Here is a 20,134-nt window from a genome sequence, read left to right as displayed (position 1 = left end):
CTGGTATTTTGTATAAATTTGCATCACATAAAGATACAAATTTCTTTTACACACACAAATTTTAAACATTCTGTTTTGATATCCGAAGAAAATATATTGGCCATTGCCAAAAAGACTATACTATCTGAAAGTGAAGCAATTATAAAACTTATTGATTACCTCGATGATAATTTTTCAAAAGCTGTAGAAATTATCTTTCAATCAAAAGGACGCTTAGTAGTTACCGGGATTGGAAAAAGTGCTATTATCGGTCAAAAAATGGTAGCCACTTTTAATTCAACCGGCACTCCCTCTATGTTTCTTCATGCCGCCGAAGCCATTCATGGTGATTTAGGTATGATTCAAAAAGACGATGTAATTATTTGCATTTCAAAAAGCGGAAACAGTCCGGAAATTAAAGCGCTTATTCCTTTATTAAAAAGAGACGGAAATCCACTGATAGGAATTAGCGGCAACAGCAGTTCTGCTCTTGCAAAAGGATCAGATTACACCCTGAATACTACTGTAGACGCCGAGGCCTGTCCTATTAACTTAGCCCCTACTAACAGTACCACAGCGCAATTAGTTATGGGTGACGCACTGGCTATTTGCTTAATGGAAATGCGTGATTTTAAAGCCGAGGATTTTGCCAAATACCACCCTGGAGGTGCTTTAGGAAAAAAACTATTACTCAGAGTAAAAGATTTGATTGAACACAATCAAAAACCAATTGTTAATCCGGACACTCTTGTAAAAAAAGTAATTTTTGAAATTTCAGAAAAAAGACTTGGAGTTACAGCAGTTGTAGAAAACAATGAAGTTGTAGGTATTATCACTGATGGAGATATCCGAAGAATGCTAAACGACAGAGATACATTTACCGATTTGACAGCCAAAGACATTATGACCAAAAATCCAAAATCAATCTCATCTGAAACCATGGCTATTGATGCTTTGCAAGTTCTGGAAAACCACTCCATCACACAGCTGATTGTAATTGACAATAAAGAATACAAAGGTGTTTTACACCTGCATGACATACTAAAAGAAGGAATCCTGTAATGGCAAAAAAAAACGTAAACGAGATGTCTTTTTTAGATCATCTTGAAGATTTAAGATGGTTATTAGTCCGAAGTACTATTGCTATAATCATAATGGGAATGGTAACCTATACCATTAGTGATTATTTATTTGACACCATTATATTTGGCCCTACAAGAGCTGATTTTTTTACCTATGTATATTTTTGTGAACTCTCACACAGCTTGGGTTTTGCCGACAGTATTTGTATCACTGAAATGCCTTTTATCATCCAGAACACCCAAATGGAAGGACAGGTAAATGTATTTATATGGATTTGTATTCTGTTTGGATTTATTTTAAGCTTTCCTTATATCCTTTGGGAAGTCTGGAAATTCATAAGTCCGGCGCTTTATAAAAACGAAAAGAAAAACGCCAAAGTTTTCATCTTCTTCTCCTCTTTATTATTCTTTCTTGGAGTGATTTTCGGCTATTTTGTAGTAATCCCAATGTCGGTTAATTTTGTAGCGACTTTCACAGTCAGCCCTACTGTAATTAACCAGTTCACCCTGGATTCTTACATTGGAATGGTAAAAACTTCAGTGATAGCCAGCGGATTATTTTTTGAATTACCTATCATTATTTACTTTTTAACCAAATTAGGTCTTGTAACTCCTAACTTCCTGAGAGAATACCGAAAATACGCCATTGTACTTGTATTGATTATTGCAGCCATTGTTACTCCTCCTGATGTGGTAAGTCAGACTATTGTAGCAATCCCGATGCTGATTATATACGAAGCCAGTATATTCCTTTCGGTCTTAGTAACTAAAAAAGAAAAGAATAATTAATTGTTAATATCACCTCTTGTTTATGGGCTTATTCGTTAATTTGCCGGATAAACAAATATTCAAATAACCGAATACACGATGATTTTAAGAGCCGATAATTTAGTCAAAACATACAAAGGAAGAAGTGTTGTAAAAGGCATTTCGGTAGAAGTAAATCAAGGAGAAATCGTTGGATTATTAGGTCCCAATGGTGCCGGAAAAACCACTTCTTTTTACATGATTGTTGGTTTAGTAAAACCAAATGCAGGAAACATTTACCTTGACGACACTGATATTACTCATTTCCCAATGTACAAAAGAGCGCAGCAAGGTATTGGTTATTTAGCACAGGAAGCTTCTGTTTTTAGAAAATTAAGTATCGAGGATAATATTTTGAGTGTTTTACAATTGACAAATCTTTCCAAAGAAGCTCAAATTGCTAAAATGGAAAGTTTGATTGCCGAATTTAGCCTGGAACACATTCGCACCAACCGTGGTGATTTACTTTCAGGAGGTGAACGCCGTCGTACTGAAATTGCCCGTTGTTTAGCAACCGACCCTAAATTCATCTTACTTGACGAACCTTTTGCGGGAGTTGACCCCGTAGCTGTTGAAGACATTCAACGAATTGTAGCGCAATTAAAAAACAAAAACATCGGAATCCTAATTACCGACCATAACGTTCAGGAAACTTTAGCCATCACTGACAAAACCTATCTAATGTTTGAAGGAGGAATTCTAAAAGCCGGAAAACCGGAAGAATTAGTTGAAGACGAAATGGTACGCAGAGTGTATCTGGGTCAAAATTTTGAATTAAGAAAGAAGAAATTGGAGTTTTAATTTAGACAGCAGTCAGCAGAATTTAGAATATAGAAAACAAAAAAACAGATTCCAGATTAGATGTTTAACATTCTTAATCNAAATCTGAAATCTGAAATCTGAAATCTGAAATCTGAAATCTGAAATCTGAAATCTGAAATCTGAAATCTGAAATCTGAAATCTGAAATCTGAAATCTGAAATCTGAAACTACTCCTTTGTAATAAACTGCAATTGCTGTAAATCGCCATTAAAAATATTAACATCCACATTTCCTTTTATACCTGACACAGAAGCTTTTTCGGTAAATTGCCAGAAGAGCCAGTCTTCCTCCATTTTTTCGCGGTAAAAATTATAATTGGCTATCCAAAAAAGATAATCCGAGAATTCTTCTTTTAAAAAATCATCATAATAACTTTCGCCGGTGTAGATTATGGGCTTCACTTTATAATGTTCCTCTACCGCAATCAACCAGCGCCTCAATCCAATTTTAAGCCGTTCAACAGATTGATTTTCGGGTAATTTCTCAATATCTAAAACAGGTGGCAAATCGCCTTTTTGCAAACGCACTGTTTTTATAAAAAGCTCCGCTTGCTCCAATGAATTCTCATTCGGACGATAATAATGATAAGCACCACGAATGAGATGATTTTCTTTAGCATTGAGCCAATTCTCCCTGAATCTTTTATCCAATCGGTCATTTCCAACGGTAGCACGTATAAAAACAAAAGACAATTCATTATCATTTTCCAAAGTTCTCACCTCATCCCAATTGATTTCATCCTGATATTCCGAAACATCAATTCCGATGGCTTTGCCTTCATTTTTTTCCAAAACCTGATAATTACGCACATCCGAAAGGCGTTTTTCCCTGGCTTCTTTATCTAAAACCTTATCGGTTTTAAAACTAAAATAGTACGCCAAACCATTTCGATAATGATACACAATCCCCAAAAAGAGCAGTACGCTCGCCGCTATAATTCCTGCTTTAATTAGTTTTTTCCGAAGCACAGAAGGCTTCTTTTTTGATTTTCGGGAAGTAGTTCTGCGCCGGTTATTTTGTTTTGCCATCCAATGAAAATCTATTATTCAATACTGACAACAGCACATAACTCATTATAACCAAAGGAACTCCGGCATAATTAAAAAATAACACCAACAAAACCGAAAGCGTTAAGAAAACAATTTGAAGTATATTATCTTTGAAAGTAAATTTCTTAATTTTCAAAGAGAATAAAGGAATTTCGGCATTTAAAATATAAGCACTAAAGGCCGTAATTGAGAACAAAACCCATTGACTGGTCAGTAATTCCAATACCAACAAAGAGTCGGAATATTTGATTACCAAAGGCAAACTCAGCATAAACAACGAATTAGCAGGCGTAGGCAAACCTATAAAAGAATCCGATTGACGGGTATCGATATTAAAAAAAGCCAATCGATAACAAGAACCTAAAGTGATTATAAATCCTAAAAAAGGAAAATATTCCGAAGCCGTTATTTCATGCTGACTATTAGTCAACAAAGTGTACATCACATAACCGGGAACCACACCGCTGGTGACCATATCAGCCAAAGAATCTAACTGTAAGCCTAATTCACCGGTAACTTTAAACAAACGGGCAAAAAAACCGTCAAAAAAGTCAAAGAAAATCCCTAAAAACACAAAGAAAAAAGCCATTTCAAAATCCTTATTACTCACAAAAACTATGGCAATACAACCACAAAAAAGATTCAATAGAGTAATTGTGTTAGGAATGTGTTTTTTAATATTCATTTTTGAGTTGCTTTTTAGAATGGTTTACAAATTTAATATAATAACTGAATGTGTCCACTTTTCCCGAACATAGATTTCAACAGATTCTTTTATTGACTATTTATTTAAATCAGGAAGAGAACCAACTCATAAAAAAATGATACTTTTGAAAAAAATCAACAAAAAACTTGATTATGACGTCTCCATTTCTTTCTAAAAAAGCACTACTACTATTCTTTCTTAGTTTTTTCAATGCTTTTTGGGCACAAAATATTCAATTATCCCAAGATGCCAAAGTAAGCGTAATTACATGCGGACTTGGGAACGAATCCTATTCTCTTTTTGGTCACACCGCAATTCGGATTAAGGACGATGCTAATTTTGTTGATGCGGTTTATAATTATGGTGCCTTTGATTTTAACACGCCTAATTTTGTTCCAAAATTTGCCAAAGGCGATCTTCAATATTTTGCTGTAGTCAATCGCTACAGCGATTTCATCAATCAATATACTTATGAAAATCGTTCGGTTGAAGAGCAGGAACTCCAAATTCCACTTCAATTCAAACAACAGCTTTTTGAAAATCTAAACACTTCCTTAGCTTCCGGAGACAGTCATTACACCTACAAATTCATTGATAAGAACTGTACTTCGATGGTGGTGGATATCATCAACAAAACATTAGGAAGTACTATTATCTCTAAAAAAACAGATACTGATTTAACTTACAGGAGTATTTTGTATCCTTATTTTGACCATCATTTTTATGAAAAATTAGGAACCAGTATCATTTTTGGTTCAAAAGTGGATGCTTTGGGAACAAAACTGTTTTTGCCTCTGGAATTACAAAAAAGCCTGAAATTAATTCAGTATAACAAGCAACCCTTAGCTCCTAAAAACCAAACTATTTTACATTTTGAAGAAATACACCCTAACTCCTGGTGGAACAACATTTACAGCTATTTGATTTTTCTGGCTTTATTAATAATTTGGAATAAAAAAGGAGTGCATTATTTTTATTTTGTCACGATGGGGTTACTGGGATTATTCTTCCTGTCAATGGGATTTTATTCGGATCATTTGGAATTAGCTAACAATTACAATATACTTTTATTTAATCCTGCTTTATTAATTTTATGCTTTTTTTATGCCATCAAAAACAGCGTGTGGACTTATAAACTAGCCTTATTTAACCTTTTCTCCTTACTGATTTATGTAGTTATTTTAATCAACAAGGCGCATTTATTCATCGTTTTGCCTTTGATAGTTACTTCTGTTTATTTCCTGATTCAATTAGCATTAAAAAACAAAAAACCAATACCAATTATTATTTAACAACTATTGCCCCCGGTAAAATAAAATGGTTGTAATGGTTTTTAGTGCAATATTAAAATCGAGATAAAAACTCCTGTGTTTGATATAATACAAATCATACTGCAGCTTAATTAAACTGTCTTCTATAGTTTCTCCATACGAATAATTCACCTGCGCCCAACCTGTAAGCCCGGGTTTTATGATATGTCGGGTTTCATAAAAAGGCATTATTGCGGCAATTTCTTTTACAAAAAAAGGTCTCTCCGGACGGGGGCCAATAACCGCCATTTCTCCTTTAAGAATATTTACAAACTGTGGAAATTCATCCATTCTGGTTTTTCGCATGAACTTTCCAAAAGCGGTTACCCTATTATCATTGACAGCCGTGAAAACTGCCTTAGCCGACTCGGCGTTTTCTATCATGGTACGGAATTTCAGAATATTAAACACAGTTCCGTCTTTCCCCACACGTTCCTGAGTGTAAAACAAACTTCCTTTATTGGCTATTGTATTCATTAAAAAGATAAATGGAATCAATAACAAGGTAATTAACAAGCCAACAATCGAAACTATAATCTCCAATACCCTAACAATCAACAAGTACAATCGGTTTTGATTACTTCGGCTAAAAGGGAAAAACCGATAAAAATCCCGCTCTACATAGTGCACCGGAATACGTTGTGTTTTTTCTTCGTACACCTGCGAATATTCTCTGATTACTTTTCCTGACTCTAACAATTTCAACAATTGTTGGTACAATTCCGTTGTGATGCTGTCGGGTTTTTGAGTTCCAATTACGATTTCGGTAATGTAATTTTCTTTAACAAAAGCAATTAAATCAGTTGGATTGATACATTTTATATCCAATAAATCCTCTCCCTTGGATTTATCGGTCTCACAATGACTTACATAAGCAATTATCTTATAATGAGGATCTATAGTTTCCAAACCCGCAACAAGTTCATTTAATTGTTCCTTATCACAAACCAATAACGCTTTTTGATGAAAACGTTTGGATGCTAAAAAACGTACATAAAACAATCTCCATAAAATCAATGAGAAGAAAACTACCAAAAGAAAAGCTACAATCTGGAGTCGGTTAGAGGGCAATACCGGAGAATATACAGGCGTTAAAAAATAAGCCAGAACTGTAGTGGTAACCGTAAGTATAGTACTTTTTATTATCGAAAACTCATTACTTGACACCTGAAGATTATAAAGTTCAAAAATGGTTCCTATAATTTTAAGGTAAATTATCAAAACAACTAAATTAACCCAATCTAAAACCGATGATTTCAAATAATCCAAGGCAAAAAACTGCCCCACTACATACAAAGCCACTACAATGCTAAAAACATCTACAAGATGTAAAAGCATTTTCCTTTCGGATATTTCAAAATGGATTTTATCTTTTGACATGTATTTTTTACTCATATTGGCAATATACTCTGTTCCGCTAAAAAACAATAAGAAAGGATTCAATTTCAAAATCAAAGCTAAGATGAGAAACTCTTTTTATTAAAAAAACTATAGTCTTTAAAAAGTCATAATTTCAGTTAAACTACGGCTTTAACACCAAAATAAAACCTTCTAAATGCTGTCTTCTTTTATTATCTGAATTGGATTAAACTGTACATTTAGCAACGTCAAGGCGTAAACAAAAGCAGGAGCTGCCGTTCGCATAGCAGCATGATTGATGGTAAGAAGCCAAAATATATAAAAAGAGAAAAAATAAAAATTCTGATAATTGGTTAAAAAAAGAATGAGTGGAGTTATTAAAAGAATTATCAAAATAAAAATTCCAAACATACCGTGTTCTGACAACAATCGGGTTATTTCATTATGAGAAGCCACCTCTTTTCCTAACATTTGTTCCCTATAGGATTTCCCCAAACCAATACCTACTCCCACTATTGGGTTTTCTTTAAAAAGTACTATTTCGGTATTCATTACTTGTTCTCTTCCACCTAAGCGATCGCCTTTTACCCGTCCTCTGGCATCCTGATTGGCGTATCGTTTGTTAATCAAGCCGCTGGTTTGAATCACACTATAGCTCCAAACCCCTAAAGCCATAATCCCGCTCAGTACGGCAATCCATATTAATTTTCTTTTCCCTGTACTGTTTGTAAAAAAATAAGCCGCCAATAATACCAAAAGAATCATTACATAGCCCGTAATCACTCCTCCTCTTGAAAAAGTCACAATAGCCCTGTAACTTGTAAATACAAAAAGAAAAGCATTTAACGCCATACTACTTTTAGACTTTGACATGAAAACCAATTGGCAGAAAAAAACAAACATCCCCAATCCTAAAATAGTTGCTACCTGATTAGGTCCAAAACCTCCGGAGGTAGCAAAATTAGACTGGGTTCCTGTTACCACATCGCGAACACTTGGATTGTACAACAACAAATACACTAAGATAGAGATGATGGGTAAACCCAAAAGCACTACCACATTTTGTAACTGACTATAAAGCAAGTGTCTTCGGTAACAATACAAAGCACACAATCCCAGGCAAACAGGCCCTGAAATATTAAATGTAATGGCTTTTCTAATTTCTAAATTCAGATCCTCATGACTCATCGTTATTAAAACAGCAGGCAGTAAAAAGAGAAAATACAGCCAATAAACAAAACTACTTTTAGAAAAACCACTTAAGACAAATCCCAATAACATTAAAAAGGAAACCACCACTTTTACGTATTCGTTATTCAAATTTCCTCCTGTCATTCTTAAAAATACCTCAGCACCCACTATATAAGCCGAAACATATAAAACTTCGTTGTTTTTATTGTTGTTGTTAATGACATAATAAAAACCAAAAACGGCAATTAGTAGTGCGTAGATTTTTGACAAAAAAGGAATAAAAAAAATAACAACCGCTATACCCACATGGAGTAACGCCAGTTTAACATAATTAATTTCCGATTTATTCATTTACTATGATTATATTTATCCAATGGATGTATTTTTTTATAATTGAAGCCTGTGAAAATTGCTCCACTACTATTCGATAAAGACTTTCCGAAAATCTATCCTGAAGCGATGGATTATTAATCAATTCCGTTAGTCGATTATAAAACAAATTCACATCACCAGCTGGTATTAAAAAGCCATTTTTTCCATCTTGAACAACAGCACTCACCTGCCCTACACTGGTAACAACAACTGCTTTTTTATGCAAAGCATATTCCAAAAGTGCTACCGGCAATCCTTCTGAATCTGATGTTAAAACTCCAAGTTGTACCTGTTCCAGTACTTTCCCAACATCAGAACAGGAATTATATACAAATACATGATTTTGTAAATCCCGTATTTTGAGTATTTCTTTTAACTGATGGGAATAATTATCCTCAAAATCTTTTCCCACCAAATGAAAACTCCAGTCCGGATGTGATACTTTCAACCGGGTCGCCACTTCAACCAACAAAAAATGGTTTTTCTGCCGACGCAAATTGGCTAAACACAAAATGCGTTTCCCTTCCTGTCCCTGTACTATTGTTTTTGTTTCTTTTGTATCTTCAATGGTTGCAAAATTAGACAAATAAATTCCGTTTTTACAATACAAATGCGCAGATGCCCAATGCTTCAATATCTCATTTACAGCAATACTACCATTGAAAAAAAAACTAGCTAATTGCAAAGCATACTTTGATCGGTTTTCTAAGAATTCACTATTTCCATAGTGGTCATGCCAAATGATTTTGATATTTGGCAAAGTCAATTTCACTAAAACGGCTAAAAAAAAAGAAGAACTGTGCGCCTGAATCAACTGAACCTGATTCCTGATGATGTATTTCCGAAGTTTCAAAACAGCCTTGAAATCGACTGTGTTTTTTTTATTTAAAAACAAATAATGCACTTTATCATCCAATTGCTTTTTAAGTACACCTTCTTTGCGGGTTGCCACTAAGCCAGAAAATTCAATTTCTGCCGATAAGGCATTAGCATAATTTAATGCCATACGCTCTGCACCACCAGCCTCCAAAGAATCTATCAATTGTAACACTCTCATCCTTGTAATAGTTTTTGAATTTCGTTTTCAAAACGCTCTAAGGTATAAGTTCCTGACCAATTCATTGCTGCAATGCTTTTGCTTTTAAAATCAAACGGGTTCTTGATTAATTGACTAATTGCTGTGGCATCTTTATATAAATCCCTCACTAACAAGACTCCCCGATTCCCGTAATCTAACATATAAGGCACACAGGAAACAGCCGTTGCCAGAGGCACTGCACCCCAAAACATCGCTTCGGCAACCGCTTTTGGCCAGCCTTCACTTTTAGAAGGCAAAATTACAAAGTGACTATCCTGGTAGGCTTTTTTCAATACTTCCTGATTGTGATTGCCGTGTAAAAACACACATTCCTTAAGATGGTTCTTTTCAATATAATTTTGTAAAACGGGTCTTAAAAGTCCGTCTCCATAAATATCCAATTGCACATCATAATTGGCTTGCTTTAATTGTTGCAACAGTTGGATAGCATATAATGGATTTTTCCCTTCCACCAAAGTTCCCACAAAAAGCAATCGTATTTTTTCATTTGGATTCATTGCTTTTACTGCTGCTTTCTCTTCGTTTTCAGAATAACTGGCTGTAAAAAAAGGATGTATGTTTTTAGACTGGTTTTCCCATTCCCCATAGACCAACACTTTCATATTTTTAGTCAAAAAAGTATTTGACAAAATCCATTTTTGCAGACGATAACTCCAGGGTTGCTTCGCTTTTGGATCCCAATTACCGGCATATTTGGCTGTTTTAGGTTTGTAAGGGAATAAAATCTGAACCACACAAGCCAACAATCCCATATTTCCGGGACAACGCAAATGAATATGGTCTGCCTGTTGCATGGCTTTGAAAATAATTAATATATTTTTCACCACACTATAAACAGAACCAAAAATCTCTTTTAAATTTCTAACACTAAAATCATACAGCGCTATAACCTTTAGACTAAAGAATGTTAATTCAGACACTAATAAATCCTTATCTTCATTCCATACCGGAGAGCAAAATTGAATTTCATCAACATGCCTAGCCCAAATTTGCATTTCATGTTCATAAGGAGCGTACAAAAATAGATTTCCTTTCAAATTAATGACGGGAGCTGATGAAAACACTATTAATTTCATAAATTAAATATAGCCATTTGATCCTTTTGATGCAATTTTTACGGCAGGCACCCCCATAACAACATTATTCGGCTCTACATCTCTGGTAACTAAAGAACAAGCACTCACCATAACATTATTACCTATATAAATATCCCCTGCAACAACACAATTAGCCCCCAAATACACATTATCACCAATTTTAGGAACTCCTCTGTTTTCATTCAGACCTGAAACTCCAATTGTAACCCCCTGTGAAATATTACAATTATTACCAATAACAGCATTAGCATTAATTATTATTCCACCAAAATGCCCAATATAAAAAGAATGCCCAATTGTAGCTGAAGAAGGAATTGAAATACCTGTTAACATCTCAATTCCTTTTTGCCATACAAGACAAAAAAACTGACCTAATTGTTTTAAAACCGGAATTTTTAAACGATATATAAAATTAGCTATTCGATATTGAAAAACAGCCCAAAAACCCTGGGTAAAAAAAAGTATCGAAACGCAATTTCCACCATACTTTTTATATTTTTTATAATCCAGAATTATTAATTGAAAAATGCTCATAGTAGAATTAATATCACTGACTGGGGTAAATATAGTATTTCTAATTATAATTGCCTATCAAATTTCTCCAACAAGGCTGTTACTTCATTAATTGCAATTATCATGCTTTGTTTTAAAGATGGAAGTTTATGAACACAATATTCAAACACACCCTTAGCCCCTCTAAAAGAGGGGAATTTGCCTGTGCTAAATGGAAACTTATGTTATTTAATTTATGATCCATTCTCTATTTTAGGTTTATTAAATATCAAACTCCAATACCCCACTAAACGCCCTATCGATTCCGTAAAAGCCGCTTTTTTATTTGTAGTTGTAAAAGTATTTGAAAATCGGATAGCAGTTAGTAAAATTGTAATTGCATGCCATTTTATTTTGTCTTTAATCTGAGGATTGGGATTTTTAACCCGCCAAACATACCAGCCGTTTCGAACCACCATTTTTCCGTATTCGTATTGATTGGGTCTTCCGGATGCAGCATGAAAATGACTTAGTCTAGCTGCCGTATTCAAATATAATTTTCCTGTTTTTGCCAATCGCAAACTAAAATCGGCATCTTCATACAAACCATATCCTTCAAAATAAGTCGAAAATTGGAGCTTCTTAAATACTGATTTTCGAAATGAGGAAACACCCCCCATGAACATTTCTACTTCATATACTTTATTTGTTGGAGGTAAAAAACTCACACTACGACCATGTGAAAATTGTGGTGCTATTCCCGGAGGGCAATCCGAATCTAAAGCTAATTTTTTACGCATCACAAATCGGGAACCGTCTTTTCTTTTCCAACCGTCGAAATAAAAATCAGTTGGTTTCGATTTGTAATTCTCCCCTACATATTCCCATTTTATTTCATTATTAATATAGCCCCCTACTCCCAGTACTTCAGGATACAGTTGATAAGTATGTATCAATTGTTCAAAATAATACACTTCCAAAACAGTATCATCATCCAGAAAACAAACAATTTCAGAAGATTCAGCTACTTTGGAAATCCCAAAATTGCGTTGTCTGGTCAAACCTCTGTTTTCTTCCGAAACTAAAAAATAACGCAGATTTTGAAATCTATTTTTTTCTAAAAGCGCTGCTGTTTCCTGATTTAATGAACCATCAATAATTACAATTTCATCCGGATACAATGTTTGTTCCTGTACCGATTGCAACAAACGGAACAAGGAATCAGGACGCATATAAGTACAGATAATTAACGTAAACTTCATTGTATATCAGTCTTAAAAATAGAATAAATTTTCAAAAAATAAGCTTCTCTTTCTAAATGAGTTTGCCATAATTTTCGATTATTTCGCTGTATTAATTCAAAATCTTCCGAACTGCAATTTTGATGAAAATGGATCAAGGTTTCTGCTATTTTATTTGATTTTGCTATCACGCAATGCTTCTCCCAATTAATTTCATTGTCTAAAGGTAAACTAAAATCGGTATCTACCACTAAAGGAATACGTCCCATGGCTAAGGTTTCATAAAACCGAACCGAGAAATTACCGGCTCCCCTCATACAGAATGTATAGGGATTACTTTCCATATTTTCCAAAAACTCCAATGTTGTTTTTTTCTTTGCTGCTTCTGTCTTAACCCCAGCTCTGTATTGATTTCTATAAATAAAATTCGTCTTTATCTCCGGATTCTTTTCTAATAATTTCAAATACTGATATCGTTTTACGCCTGAAGGGTAAAAAGGCTGATAATCCGTTTGAATTTCCCCAATAAACCGTCTGGAATTATAGTTCAAAAAAAGCAGGTACTCTTTTATTTTTTTCAAAAAAGAATGGCTTGCATGACCTACAAAGCCTATTTGAGCTTGCTGTAATTTACCAATCGTTCTAAATTCTTTTGAAAAAGAGGCGTAGGGATCATTGATAAAAGAAGGCAAAATAAACGTTTGCGCATTTAATTTGGATGCAAAACCACTTAATCGAAACGTATAAACCTGATTGCTTACACTTATGCTTTTACCATAATCCCCAGCTGAATACATCCACACTTTTTTATTCAAATTCAAAGCGCTATCTATAAAATCATTTAGTTTTTGTTGCTTTTTACCAGCATCAAAACGAGCAATATCAACTGGAACGACAGCAATATCACAATTGGCAATTTCCGAAACAATTTGGTATTTTTCTACCAAATTAGTATTGGGAGCATACCATAAATCAAACAATAACGGAAAAACAAATCTTCTGTTTTCAGGAATAAGATATTCTTGTTCGGTGTAGAGTTTTAGCATGTTATTTAATTCTTTCTGAAATTTTTATAGGTCTTCAAACCTCTTTTTGAATTTTCGTATAACGCACATTCTAAATACAACCTGAAAGCTCTGGCTATTTTGAGTAAAGATTTATTAATTAATTTTCTATTCTGCTTTTTATTTGATTCATTAGCTAATACCGATTGACTGCCTGCTATTGAAAAAGCCATAAATTGATTAGTAATCCCAATTTTTGCGTTTGATTTTAAAATCCGAATTGCATATTCCGTTTCACCATATCGGCCAGATGTTTCTTCCTGATAATAACCATATTTTACATAAAAACTTTTTTTAGTTATAAATGGATGATCACTATACTGATAATAATTATATAAAAAATTACGAAAAGAAAACTTAGGAATTCTGCTGATAGTAAGAGTTAATGGAATTATTTTTTTAAAATAAAAATTAGACGTAAATCGAATCATATCAACTTTTTTATTTTCCAATAATTCAAAACATTCTGGTAAAACAGTATTTATCTCTACATCCAAAACAAAATCTTCCTGACAATAAATAATATATTTTCCTCTGCAAGCTTTAAGACCTTTGTTGATATTAGCAGCCAAACCTTGATTAAATGGTGCCAGAACTATTTGATCAATTTCATAAGATTGAATTCTTTCAATATTTTCAATTGTACTCCCGTCATCACTTACTACAATTTCATAATTAGAAATTGGGATTTTCTTAATTGCATCAATACACAAAGCCAAATCCGAAGGACGATTGAAATGAGTAATTAAAAAACTTATTTGTATGGTTTGTCCCATTATCTTAATTGATTAGCCCAATATACACTCTTATTCCATTTTTGCCTAAAGTTTTTATAAAAACCCAAATAATCGCGCAAAGCTTCCTGTCTAAGTAATTTTAAAAACAGTACCAACTTATAACTATTAATTTGTTCCTGAGAAAAATGCTTCATCTTCATGTACATGATAGTTGGCGAGGGCTTCGGCTGAATAGTTTCGGATTCCCATTGTTTTTTTATTGGTATTCTAAACCCCCCAATGGGCGCTTTGAGATGGGTAATTTTTAAATCGGGAAAATAAATCACATCGTATCCCCAGTGGCGTAATTGCATCCCAAAATCAGTATCCTCTCCGTAACCAAATTCCAATGCTTTGTCAAAACAAACTGATTCCAATGCTGTTTTTTTAACAAAGCTATTGCCTGAACCAAAAATCCCCGATTGATGAATGGTTTTATAATGTTGGATTTCATTTGGTTGAAGACAAGAAGTAGTAAAAGTCGAAACTCCGTATTGTATTGCTTTAGCAATTGCTTTTTCAAAAAAACTATTTTCAAATCGAATATCATCATCCGCCATAAAACTCCATTCGCTGTCTACTTCTGCCAAAGCTAGATTACGAGAATTGCAAGCCCCGACTTGATGCGTAAAAATGTGTTTAATTGTAAAAGGCCAACTTTGATTTGTTAGGTAATCCAATTCAGAACTGATTTCCGGATTAGGGTTTTGTTCTACAATAATCACTTTTTGAGGCAAATGGGTTTGTGATGCTAAATCCTGCAAAACATTATATAAATACTGTTTTCTGCCAATAGTAGGAATAACAACATCGATTGTTTTTTCTACAGCAATGGCTAAATTAGATTGTACCGGAATAGTATCTAAATCAAATTTTATTTTCCTTCTGCTTTTAAAAAACAGCGCATAGCTGAAAGCTATTAACGGAAATCTTTTTTCATACACCAACAAATTCAACAACAATAATAACAACCATCTTTTTTTATAATGTTGTTTTACAAATCGGAAAAGTGTAGCAGTAGCAGTCGTTTTTTTGTTGCTTACTTTCTGGGCTTTATTTATCAGCAAACGAGGCTCTGAATAACAAAAAAGTCCTGCCATCATTCCTAATTTGGCTACCGAATTTAAAAAATAATCAAAATCAGCATCGGCATTTATTTTAGCTTTTATCCGATTTAAAACTGAAGTATGAATACCCCCCACATTACTACTCATTTGCCAGGTGGGGTATTTTACTTTTTTGTTGACTTTTATAAAAGGGGACTCTTCTACATAACCTATTGCAGAAGACAGAAAAAATGTTTCGTCAAGGTTATAAGAAGCCATTATTTTATGATGGTGGAAAATGGATTCAAATTTTGAAAGATTCAAATTTGGTTTTAAATCAACATCACACCAAATGAGCCAATCCTGAGGATATAATTCTGCTAAGTGATTTATTGTACCAGCAATGATGGGAGAAGAAAAAAATAAATTTTCTTCATCTCTGATTACTTTAACAACTTTATTGTTTTTATGGTAGATTATGATCAAACTACTCTTCTTTTTTAACCGTAAATTACGCAAATTATCACAAAATTATTTAATGCTAAGGCAACCAAAAAATTTGGCTAAAGCCCATTTCTATTTATCCTACCCTTATTAATCAATTGCTGATATAATTGAATATTCTCCAAAGCAATTTTATTAATATAAAATTTCGCTTCCACCCTCTTTCGTGCCTGCTTTCCTATTCGTTCACAAAACGAATCACTCTGCAATAACTGAATAATCCTGTCTGCATATAAATCATGATTTTCCGGATGTACTAAAAAACCACTTTCTCCATCCACAATTAATTCCTGCGCCCATCCTATATTAGAATTCACCACTGCTTTTTGCATGGCCATAGATTCAATAGTTACCATGCCTAAGGTTTCCGCAAAAGTAGGAAACACACAAACATTGGCTTTTTTAATATATTGCTGTACTTCATCATAAGAGATTTTGCCCAAATACTGTACATTTTCTCTATCAACCGAATTAAATTGCTGTTGCATCATCTGCCAGGTTGAACTGGATTGCGTTTGCACATCGGAGGCATCAACTCCTATTAAAAGCAATTGGGCTTCCAGAAATTGTTCTCGAACCTTATTAAAAATAACTGGTAATTCAAAAACGCCTTTTTTTCTAATAATGGTGCCGATATACAAAATCACTCCTTTATCAAAATTTTCCGGATGAGGATTTTGAAACTCCTCTAAATCCAATCCATAATGAATGGTTTGCACTCTTTTTTTGACTTTAAATAAATGCGCCGAAACTTGCCCCGCATAAGTTGTGGGCGCAATAAAAGCATCGGCTCCTGATACGGCAAGTTTTTCAAAAAAGTAATTCTTCCATTTTTGTTTTCTTTTCTCCAAATGACAAAAATAAGTATCACTTCCATGAAAACGCATTACCACAGGCACTTTAAAATTCATAAAAGCGGTAATCCCAGTCCAATCCGGAACTTCAAGCAAATCAATTTTTTCTTTTTTGATAATGGAATTGCAATAACTTTGAATATATTTCCGATGAAAAAACCAGCCCAAACATTTGTATTTTTGGTGTTTTATAAGGTGAATACTAAGTCCGTTTTCAACAATAATTTCTTGCGTTTTTTGACTATAAACTAATACTGTTACTTGAACCCCTTCATTAACCAGAGCTGTAACCAAATTTTTAATACTCGTACCAATACCAGCGGCATGAGCTACTTTAGCATGAGGAAACTCGGGGGTTAAAAAAGCGATATGCATTTACTTTGTTTTAAAAAAATCATTAATAATCCGGGCTGTAAATAATCTCGCACCGGCATCATTCATGTGACCGCAGGATGAAAAATACTTATCTTCAGTTACTACATTTTCGTAATTATGGATTTCAGGATAGTTTTTTTTTACTTTATCAAAATAGTTCATCCCTTTGGTATTTTCACACATGGGTGTCATCACGGCTATACAATTAATTTTATTAGCTTTACAAAGCCGCTTTATTGCTTCGTAATATTTATTTCTTAAAGGTTTCAGGTTTCTAATATCGTTTTTCATATTGCCTTTTTTATTCCCCAAAGCATAATAACCTCCTTTATCCAGTAAACTAGTAGGCTGTTGACTTAGTGTTTTATACATTTCCCTAAAACCTATTAATGCATCAAAATTAATGTAACGATAAAAGGGAAGATAATACAGTTCATTAAAATCGGCTTCATTTTCAAAATGCCTTTTAATGATTTCCGAATCGTGAATATAGGGTAAAAATTTAGCTGCTACTGTTTCGGAGCGTTTATCGTTTGACAAATTCAAATCGGTTTCGAGAATGACTGTTTTAATCTTGTAATTGCGTTCCAGCATCAGTTTCAACATCAAATCGGCTTCAAACAAGTGGCCTCCGCTAATTCCGTAATTGAAGGTCTTTAATCCTTTTTTCTTAAACATTTCGGAAACGAAATGATTGTTGGCACGGGATGATCCCAGAATAACGACATCGTAATTCCTGTTTTTAGAATTGTAAACATATTCTATTTTATTGCGGCTATTGGATTTCAGGTATATTGAAGTATAACCATAGTCTAACAGCACCGCTAAAAGCAGGATTATGAAGATTGTTTTTATTGTGAAAAGTAGAAATTGTTTCATTTTGGTTTTTGTTGTATTTCTTTTTCCTTTCCCTCCCCCTGAAGGGGAAAAAGAAAATTTATACTCTTGATTTCTTTTCCTTTCCCCAGCCCTAAAGGGTGGGAAAAAGAAATTTAGAACGTCATTATTAATCTTGAACGTTGTGAATTTTCGGCTCCCTTTAGGGATGGGGAAAAACGAAAATTTATATTATTCATTTCTTTTTCCTTTCCCCGGTCCTAAAGGGTGGGAAAAAGAAATTTAGAACTTTTATTTTATATGTGATTTAATTTTATCAATAACCTCTTCTAAGTTAGACATTATCTCATCATTTGTAAATCGGATTACTTTTAATCCTTGAAATTCGATATCAGATGTTCTTTTTTTATCTAAAAGTTGCTGTTCCTCACTCAGGTGATATTCGCCATCTATTTCAACTACTAATTTAAGTGCATGGCAATAAAAATCAGCAATGTAAATACTAAGAGGATGTTGTCTCCTAAATTTATACCCTTCTATCTGATTATCTTTAACGGCTAACCAAAATTTTTCTTCTGCTTCTGTTTGATTTTCTCTTAACTTTTTAGCATTAGAAAAAATTTGTGGAGATGCTCCTTTCCACATATTTTCAGATTGATTTTTGTTTTTGTCCATAATTCTAAAATAGCTTTAATGAAATAAAAAACATTCTTTTTTTTAATTTCTTTTTCCTTTCCCCGGCTCTAAAGAGTGAGAAAAAGAAATTTAAAACGTTATTATTAATCTTGAACGTCGTAAATTTTCGGCTCCCTTTAGGGATGGGGAAAAACGAAAATTTAAAACCTCTATTTCTTTTTTCTTTCTATTTTCTATAAAGAGGCAAAGCTCAATTTCTTTTCCCTTTCCCCAACCCTAAAGGGTGGGGAAAAGAAATTAGGACGTTATTATTTATCATAAACGTTATGAATTTTCGGTTTCCTTTAGGAATGGGGAAAATGAAAATTTAAAACTGAAAATAAATAAACTCCTTATAATCCGAATAGGTTCCAAAAGCGATGATTGCGACTAAACACAAAGCTAAGCTAACACTTTGATATTTCCCGGAAATAGGCTCTTCTTTAGTGCGATTGTTCCATTCAACGATTACAAAAGCTAACACCATTAATAGCAATTCGTAATTATAACGTTCATTAGCTAAATATTGTGAGGCAAATTCTCCGTTAGTAAACATTTTTTTCAAATATAAAAAAGCATCGGTAATGGTACTCGCTCTAAAAAACACCCAGGCAATACAACTCAATGCAAAGGTGAGCAGGATATTAGCAATGACTTTTATTGATTCCCAACTTTTATCTAAAACCACAGTGTCTATATTATTTCTGTTGGCTTTTCTTAAAAGAAGCGGCAGAAAATAAAGGGCATTGATTCCTCCCCAGACTACATAAGTCCAATTGGCTCCATGCCAAAAACCACTTACCAGAAAAATAATAAAGGTATTTCGAATTTTCATCCACATTCCGCCTTTGCTTCCTCCTAACGGAATGTATAAATAATCCCGAAACCAGGACGAAAGCGAAATATGCCAACGACGCCAAAACTCGGCTATATCTCTGGAAAAGTAAGGGTAATTGAAGTTGCGTAACAACTCCAAGCCGAATAATTTTGACATTCCCAATGCCATATCTGAATAGCCTGAAAAATCCCCGTAAATCTGGAAGGCAAAATAAACCGCTCCTAAAATAAGCGACCATGAATTCATCGAACTATAATTGTCAAAAATAGCACTGGCATAGGTAGCACAAGTATCGGCAATGACGACTTTTTTGACCAATCCCCAAATCAATTGGTAAATTCCTGCCTTGGCTTGTTCGAAATCAAAGTTTCGTTTCTCTTTTATCTCCGGCAGCAAATGGGTAGCTCTTTCGATAGGACCTGCCACCAAAAGCGGAAAATAACTCACAAAAAGTGAATAATCGACAAAATTGTATTCGGCTTTGATTCTTTTGTAATAAATATCAATTACATACGACAATCCGTGAAAAGTATAGAACGAAATTCCCACCGGCAATACC

19 protein-coding genes are annotated in these 20,134 nt (G+C 33.8%); 4 read left to right on the top strand and 15 right to left on the bottom strand.

The features are described 5' to 3' along the window. Positions 1 to 75 precede the first annotated feature (75 nt). The 3 genes from IEV84_RS14590 to lptB all read left to right on the top strand — a co-directional run bounded on the left by IEV84_RS14590 (position 76) and on the right by lptB (position 2,669). Positions 76 to 1,041, top strand: coding sequence for a KpsF/GutQ family sugar-phosphate isomerase (locus tag IEV84_RS14590; protein ID WP_188495214.1), 966 nt, complete (start codon positions 76 to 78; stop codon positions 1,039 to 1,041). Continuing rightward, a complete protein-coding gene (gene tatC, locus IEV84_RS14585; RefSeq protein WP_188495212.1) occupies positions 1,041 to 1,850 on the top strand; it encodes a twin-arginine translocase subunit TatC in 810 nt (269 codons plus the stop codon). Before IEV84_RS14590 ends, tatC begins: the two co-directional genes overlap by 1 nt. Before the next feature lie 78 nt (positions 1,851 to 1,928). Beyond that, on the top strand, positions 1,929 to 2,669 hold the full coding sequence (lptB, locus tag IEV84_RS14580) for an LPS export ABC transporter ATP-binding protein (RefSeq protein WP_188495210.1): 741 nt from the start codon (positions 1,929 to 1,931) through the stop codon (positions 2,667 to 2,669). Between the two features lie 188 nt (positions 2,670 to 2,857). Here the strand turns inward: lptB and IEV84_RS14575 are convergent, their stop codons facing one another. Then, positions 2,858 to 3,718 carry a glycoside hydrolase family 25 protein gene (locus IEV84_RS14575; RefSeq protein ID WP_188495208.1) on the bottom strand — a complete coding sequence of 287 codons (861 nt, stop codon included), beginning with the start codon at positions 3,716 to 3,718 and terminating at the stop codon, positions 2,858 to 2,860. Next, positions 3,702 to 4,424, bottom strand: coding sequence for a CDP-alcohol phosphatidyltransferase family protein (locus IEV84_RS14570; RefSeq protein WP_188495206.1), 723 nt, complete (start codon positions 4,422 to 4,424; stop codon positions 3,702 to 3,704). The genes IEV84_RS14575 and IEV84_RS14570 overlap by 17 nt, the downstream gene beginning before the upstream one ends. Before the next feature lie 173 nt (positions 4,425 to 4,597). Between IEV84_RS14570 and IEV84_RS14565 the strand changes: the two genes are divergently transcribed. Next, positions 4,598 to 5,737: a lipoprotein N-acyltransferase Lnb domain-containing protein gene (locus IEV84_RS14565; protein WP_188495204.1), complete on the top strand. Its 1,140-nt coding sequence runs from the start codon at positions 4,598 to 4,600 to the stop codon at positions 5,735 to 5,737. A 3-nt stretch (positions 5,738 to 5,740) separates the two neighbouring features. Here IEV84_RS14565 and IEV84_RS14560 read toward each other — a convergent pair whose 3' ends face one another. The 13 genes from IEV84_RS14560 to IEV84_RS14500 form a co-directional block, all read right to left on the bottom strand. After that, positions 5,741 to 7,135 (bottom strand): exopolysaccharide biosynthesis polyprenyl glycosylphosphotransferase, encoded by a 1,395-nt coding sequence (locus tag IEV84_RS14560; RefSeq protein WP_229732701.1) that lies wholly within the window; start codon positions 7,133 to 7,135, stop codon positions 5,741 to 5,743. Between the two features lie 171 nt (positions 7,136 to 7,306). Further along, positions 7,307 to 8,656, bottom strand: coding sequence for an O-antigen ligase family protein (locus IEV84_RS14555; RefSeq protein ID WP_188495202.1), 1,350 nt, complete (start codon positions 8,654 to 8,656; stop codon positions 7,307 to 7,309). Continuing rightward, positions 8,649 to 9,734 carry a glycosyltransferase gene (locus tag IEV84_RS14550; protein WP_188495200.1) on the bottom strand — a complete coding sequence of 362 codons (1,086 nt, stop codon included), beginning with the start codon at positions 9,732 to 9,734 and terminating at the stop codon, positions 8,649 to 8,651. Before IEV84_RS14550 ends, IEV84_RS14555 begins: the two co-directional genes overlap by 8 nt. After that, positions 9,731 to 10,852, bottom strand: a complete 1,122-nt coding sequence (locus tag IEV84_RS14545; protein ID WP_188495198.1) for a glycosyltransferase family 4 protein — start codon at positions 10,850 to 10,852, stop codon at positions 9,731 to 9,733. Before IEV84_RS14545 ends, IEV84_RS14550 begins: the two co-directional genes overlap by 4 nt. Positions 10,853 to 10,855: 3 nt before the next feature. Continuing rightward, positions 10,856 to 11,407 (bottom strand): serine O-acetyltransferase, encoded by a 552-nt coding sequence (locus IEV84_RS14540; protein ID WP_188495196.1) that lies wholly within the window; start codon positions 11,405 to 11,407, stop codon positions 10,856 to 10,858. Between the two features lie 212 nt (positions 11,408 to 11,619). Next, positions 11,620 to 12,627 (bottom strand): glycosyltransferase family 2 protein, encoded by a 1,008-nt coding sequence (locus tag IEV84_RS14535; protein ID WP_188495194.1) that lies wholly within the window; start codon positions 12,625 to 12,627, stop codon positions 11,620 to 11,622. Then, positions 12,624 to 13,652: an exostosin domain-containing protein gene (locus IEV84_RS14530; protein ID WP_188495192.1), complete on the bottom strand. Its 1,029-nt coding sequence runs from the start codon at positions 13,650 to 13,652 to the stop codon at positions 12,624 to 12,626. The genes IEV84_RS14535 and IEV84_RS14530 overlap by 4 nt, the downstream gene beginning before the upstream one ends. Positions 13,653 to 13,657: 5 nt before the next feature. Next, complete coding sequence (locus tag IEV84_RS14525; RefSeq protein ID WP_188495190.1) at positions 13,658 to 14,446, bottom strand: glycosyltransferase family 2 protein; 789 nt, start codon at positions 14,444 to 14,446, stop codon at positions 13,658 to 13,660. Then, positions 14,446 to 15,978, bottom strand: a complete 1,533-nt coding sequence (locus tag IEV84_RS14520) for a glycosyltransferase family 2 protein (protein ID WP_188495188.1) — start codon at positions 15,976 to 15,978, stop codon at positions 14,446 to 14,448. Before IEV84_RS14520 ends, IEV84_RS14525 begins: the two co-directional genes overlap by 1 nt. Before the next feature lie 77 nt (positions 15,979 to 16,055). Next, a complete protein-coding gene (locus IEV84_RS14515; protein WP_188495186.1) occupies positions 16,056 to 17,225 on the bottom strand; it encodes a glycosyltransferase family 4 protein in 1,170 nt (389 codons plus the stop codon). Then, positions 17,226 to 18,104 carry a hypothetical protein gene (locus IEV84_RS14510; RefSeq protein ID WP_188495184.1) on the bottom strand — a complete coding sequence of 293 codons (879 nt, stop codon included), beginning with the start codon at positions 18,102 to 18,104 and terminating at the stop codon, positions 17,226 to 17,228. Positions 18,105 to 18,353: 249 nt separating this feature from the next. Next, entirely contained in the window at positions 18,354 to 18,737 is a 384-nt protein-coding gene (locus tag IEV84_RS14505) for an endonuclease domain-containing protein (RefSeq protein WP_188495182.1), read from the bottom strand. 328 nt (positions 18,738 to 19,065) lie between these two features. After that, the coding region (locus IEV84_RS14500; protein WP_188495181.1) for an MBOAT family O-acyltransferase at positions 19,066 to 20,134 on the bottom strand (1,069 nt) is incomplete at its 5' end.

Source organism: Flavobacterium palustre (genome assembly GCF_014639535.1).
Taxonomy (GTDB): domain Bacteria; phylum Bacteroidota; class Bacteroidia; order Flavobacteriales; family Flavobacteriaceae; genus Flavobacterium; species Flavobacterium palustre.
The sequence above is the reverse complement of the archived record's forward strand: the minus strand, read 5'-3'. Positions and strand labels throughout refer to the sequence as shown.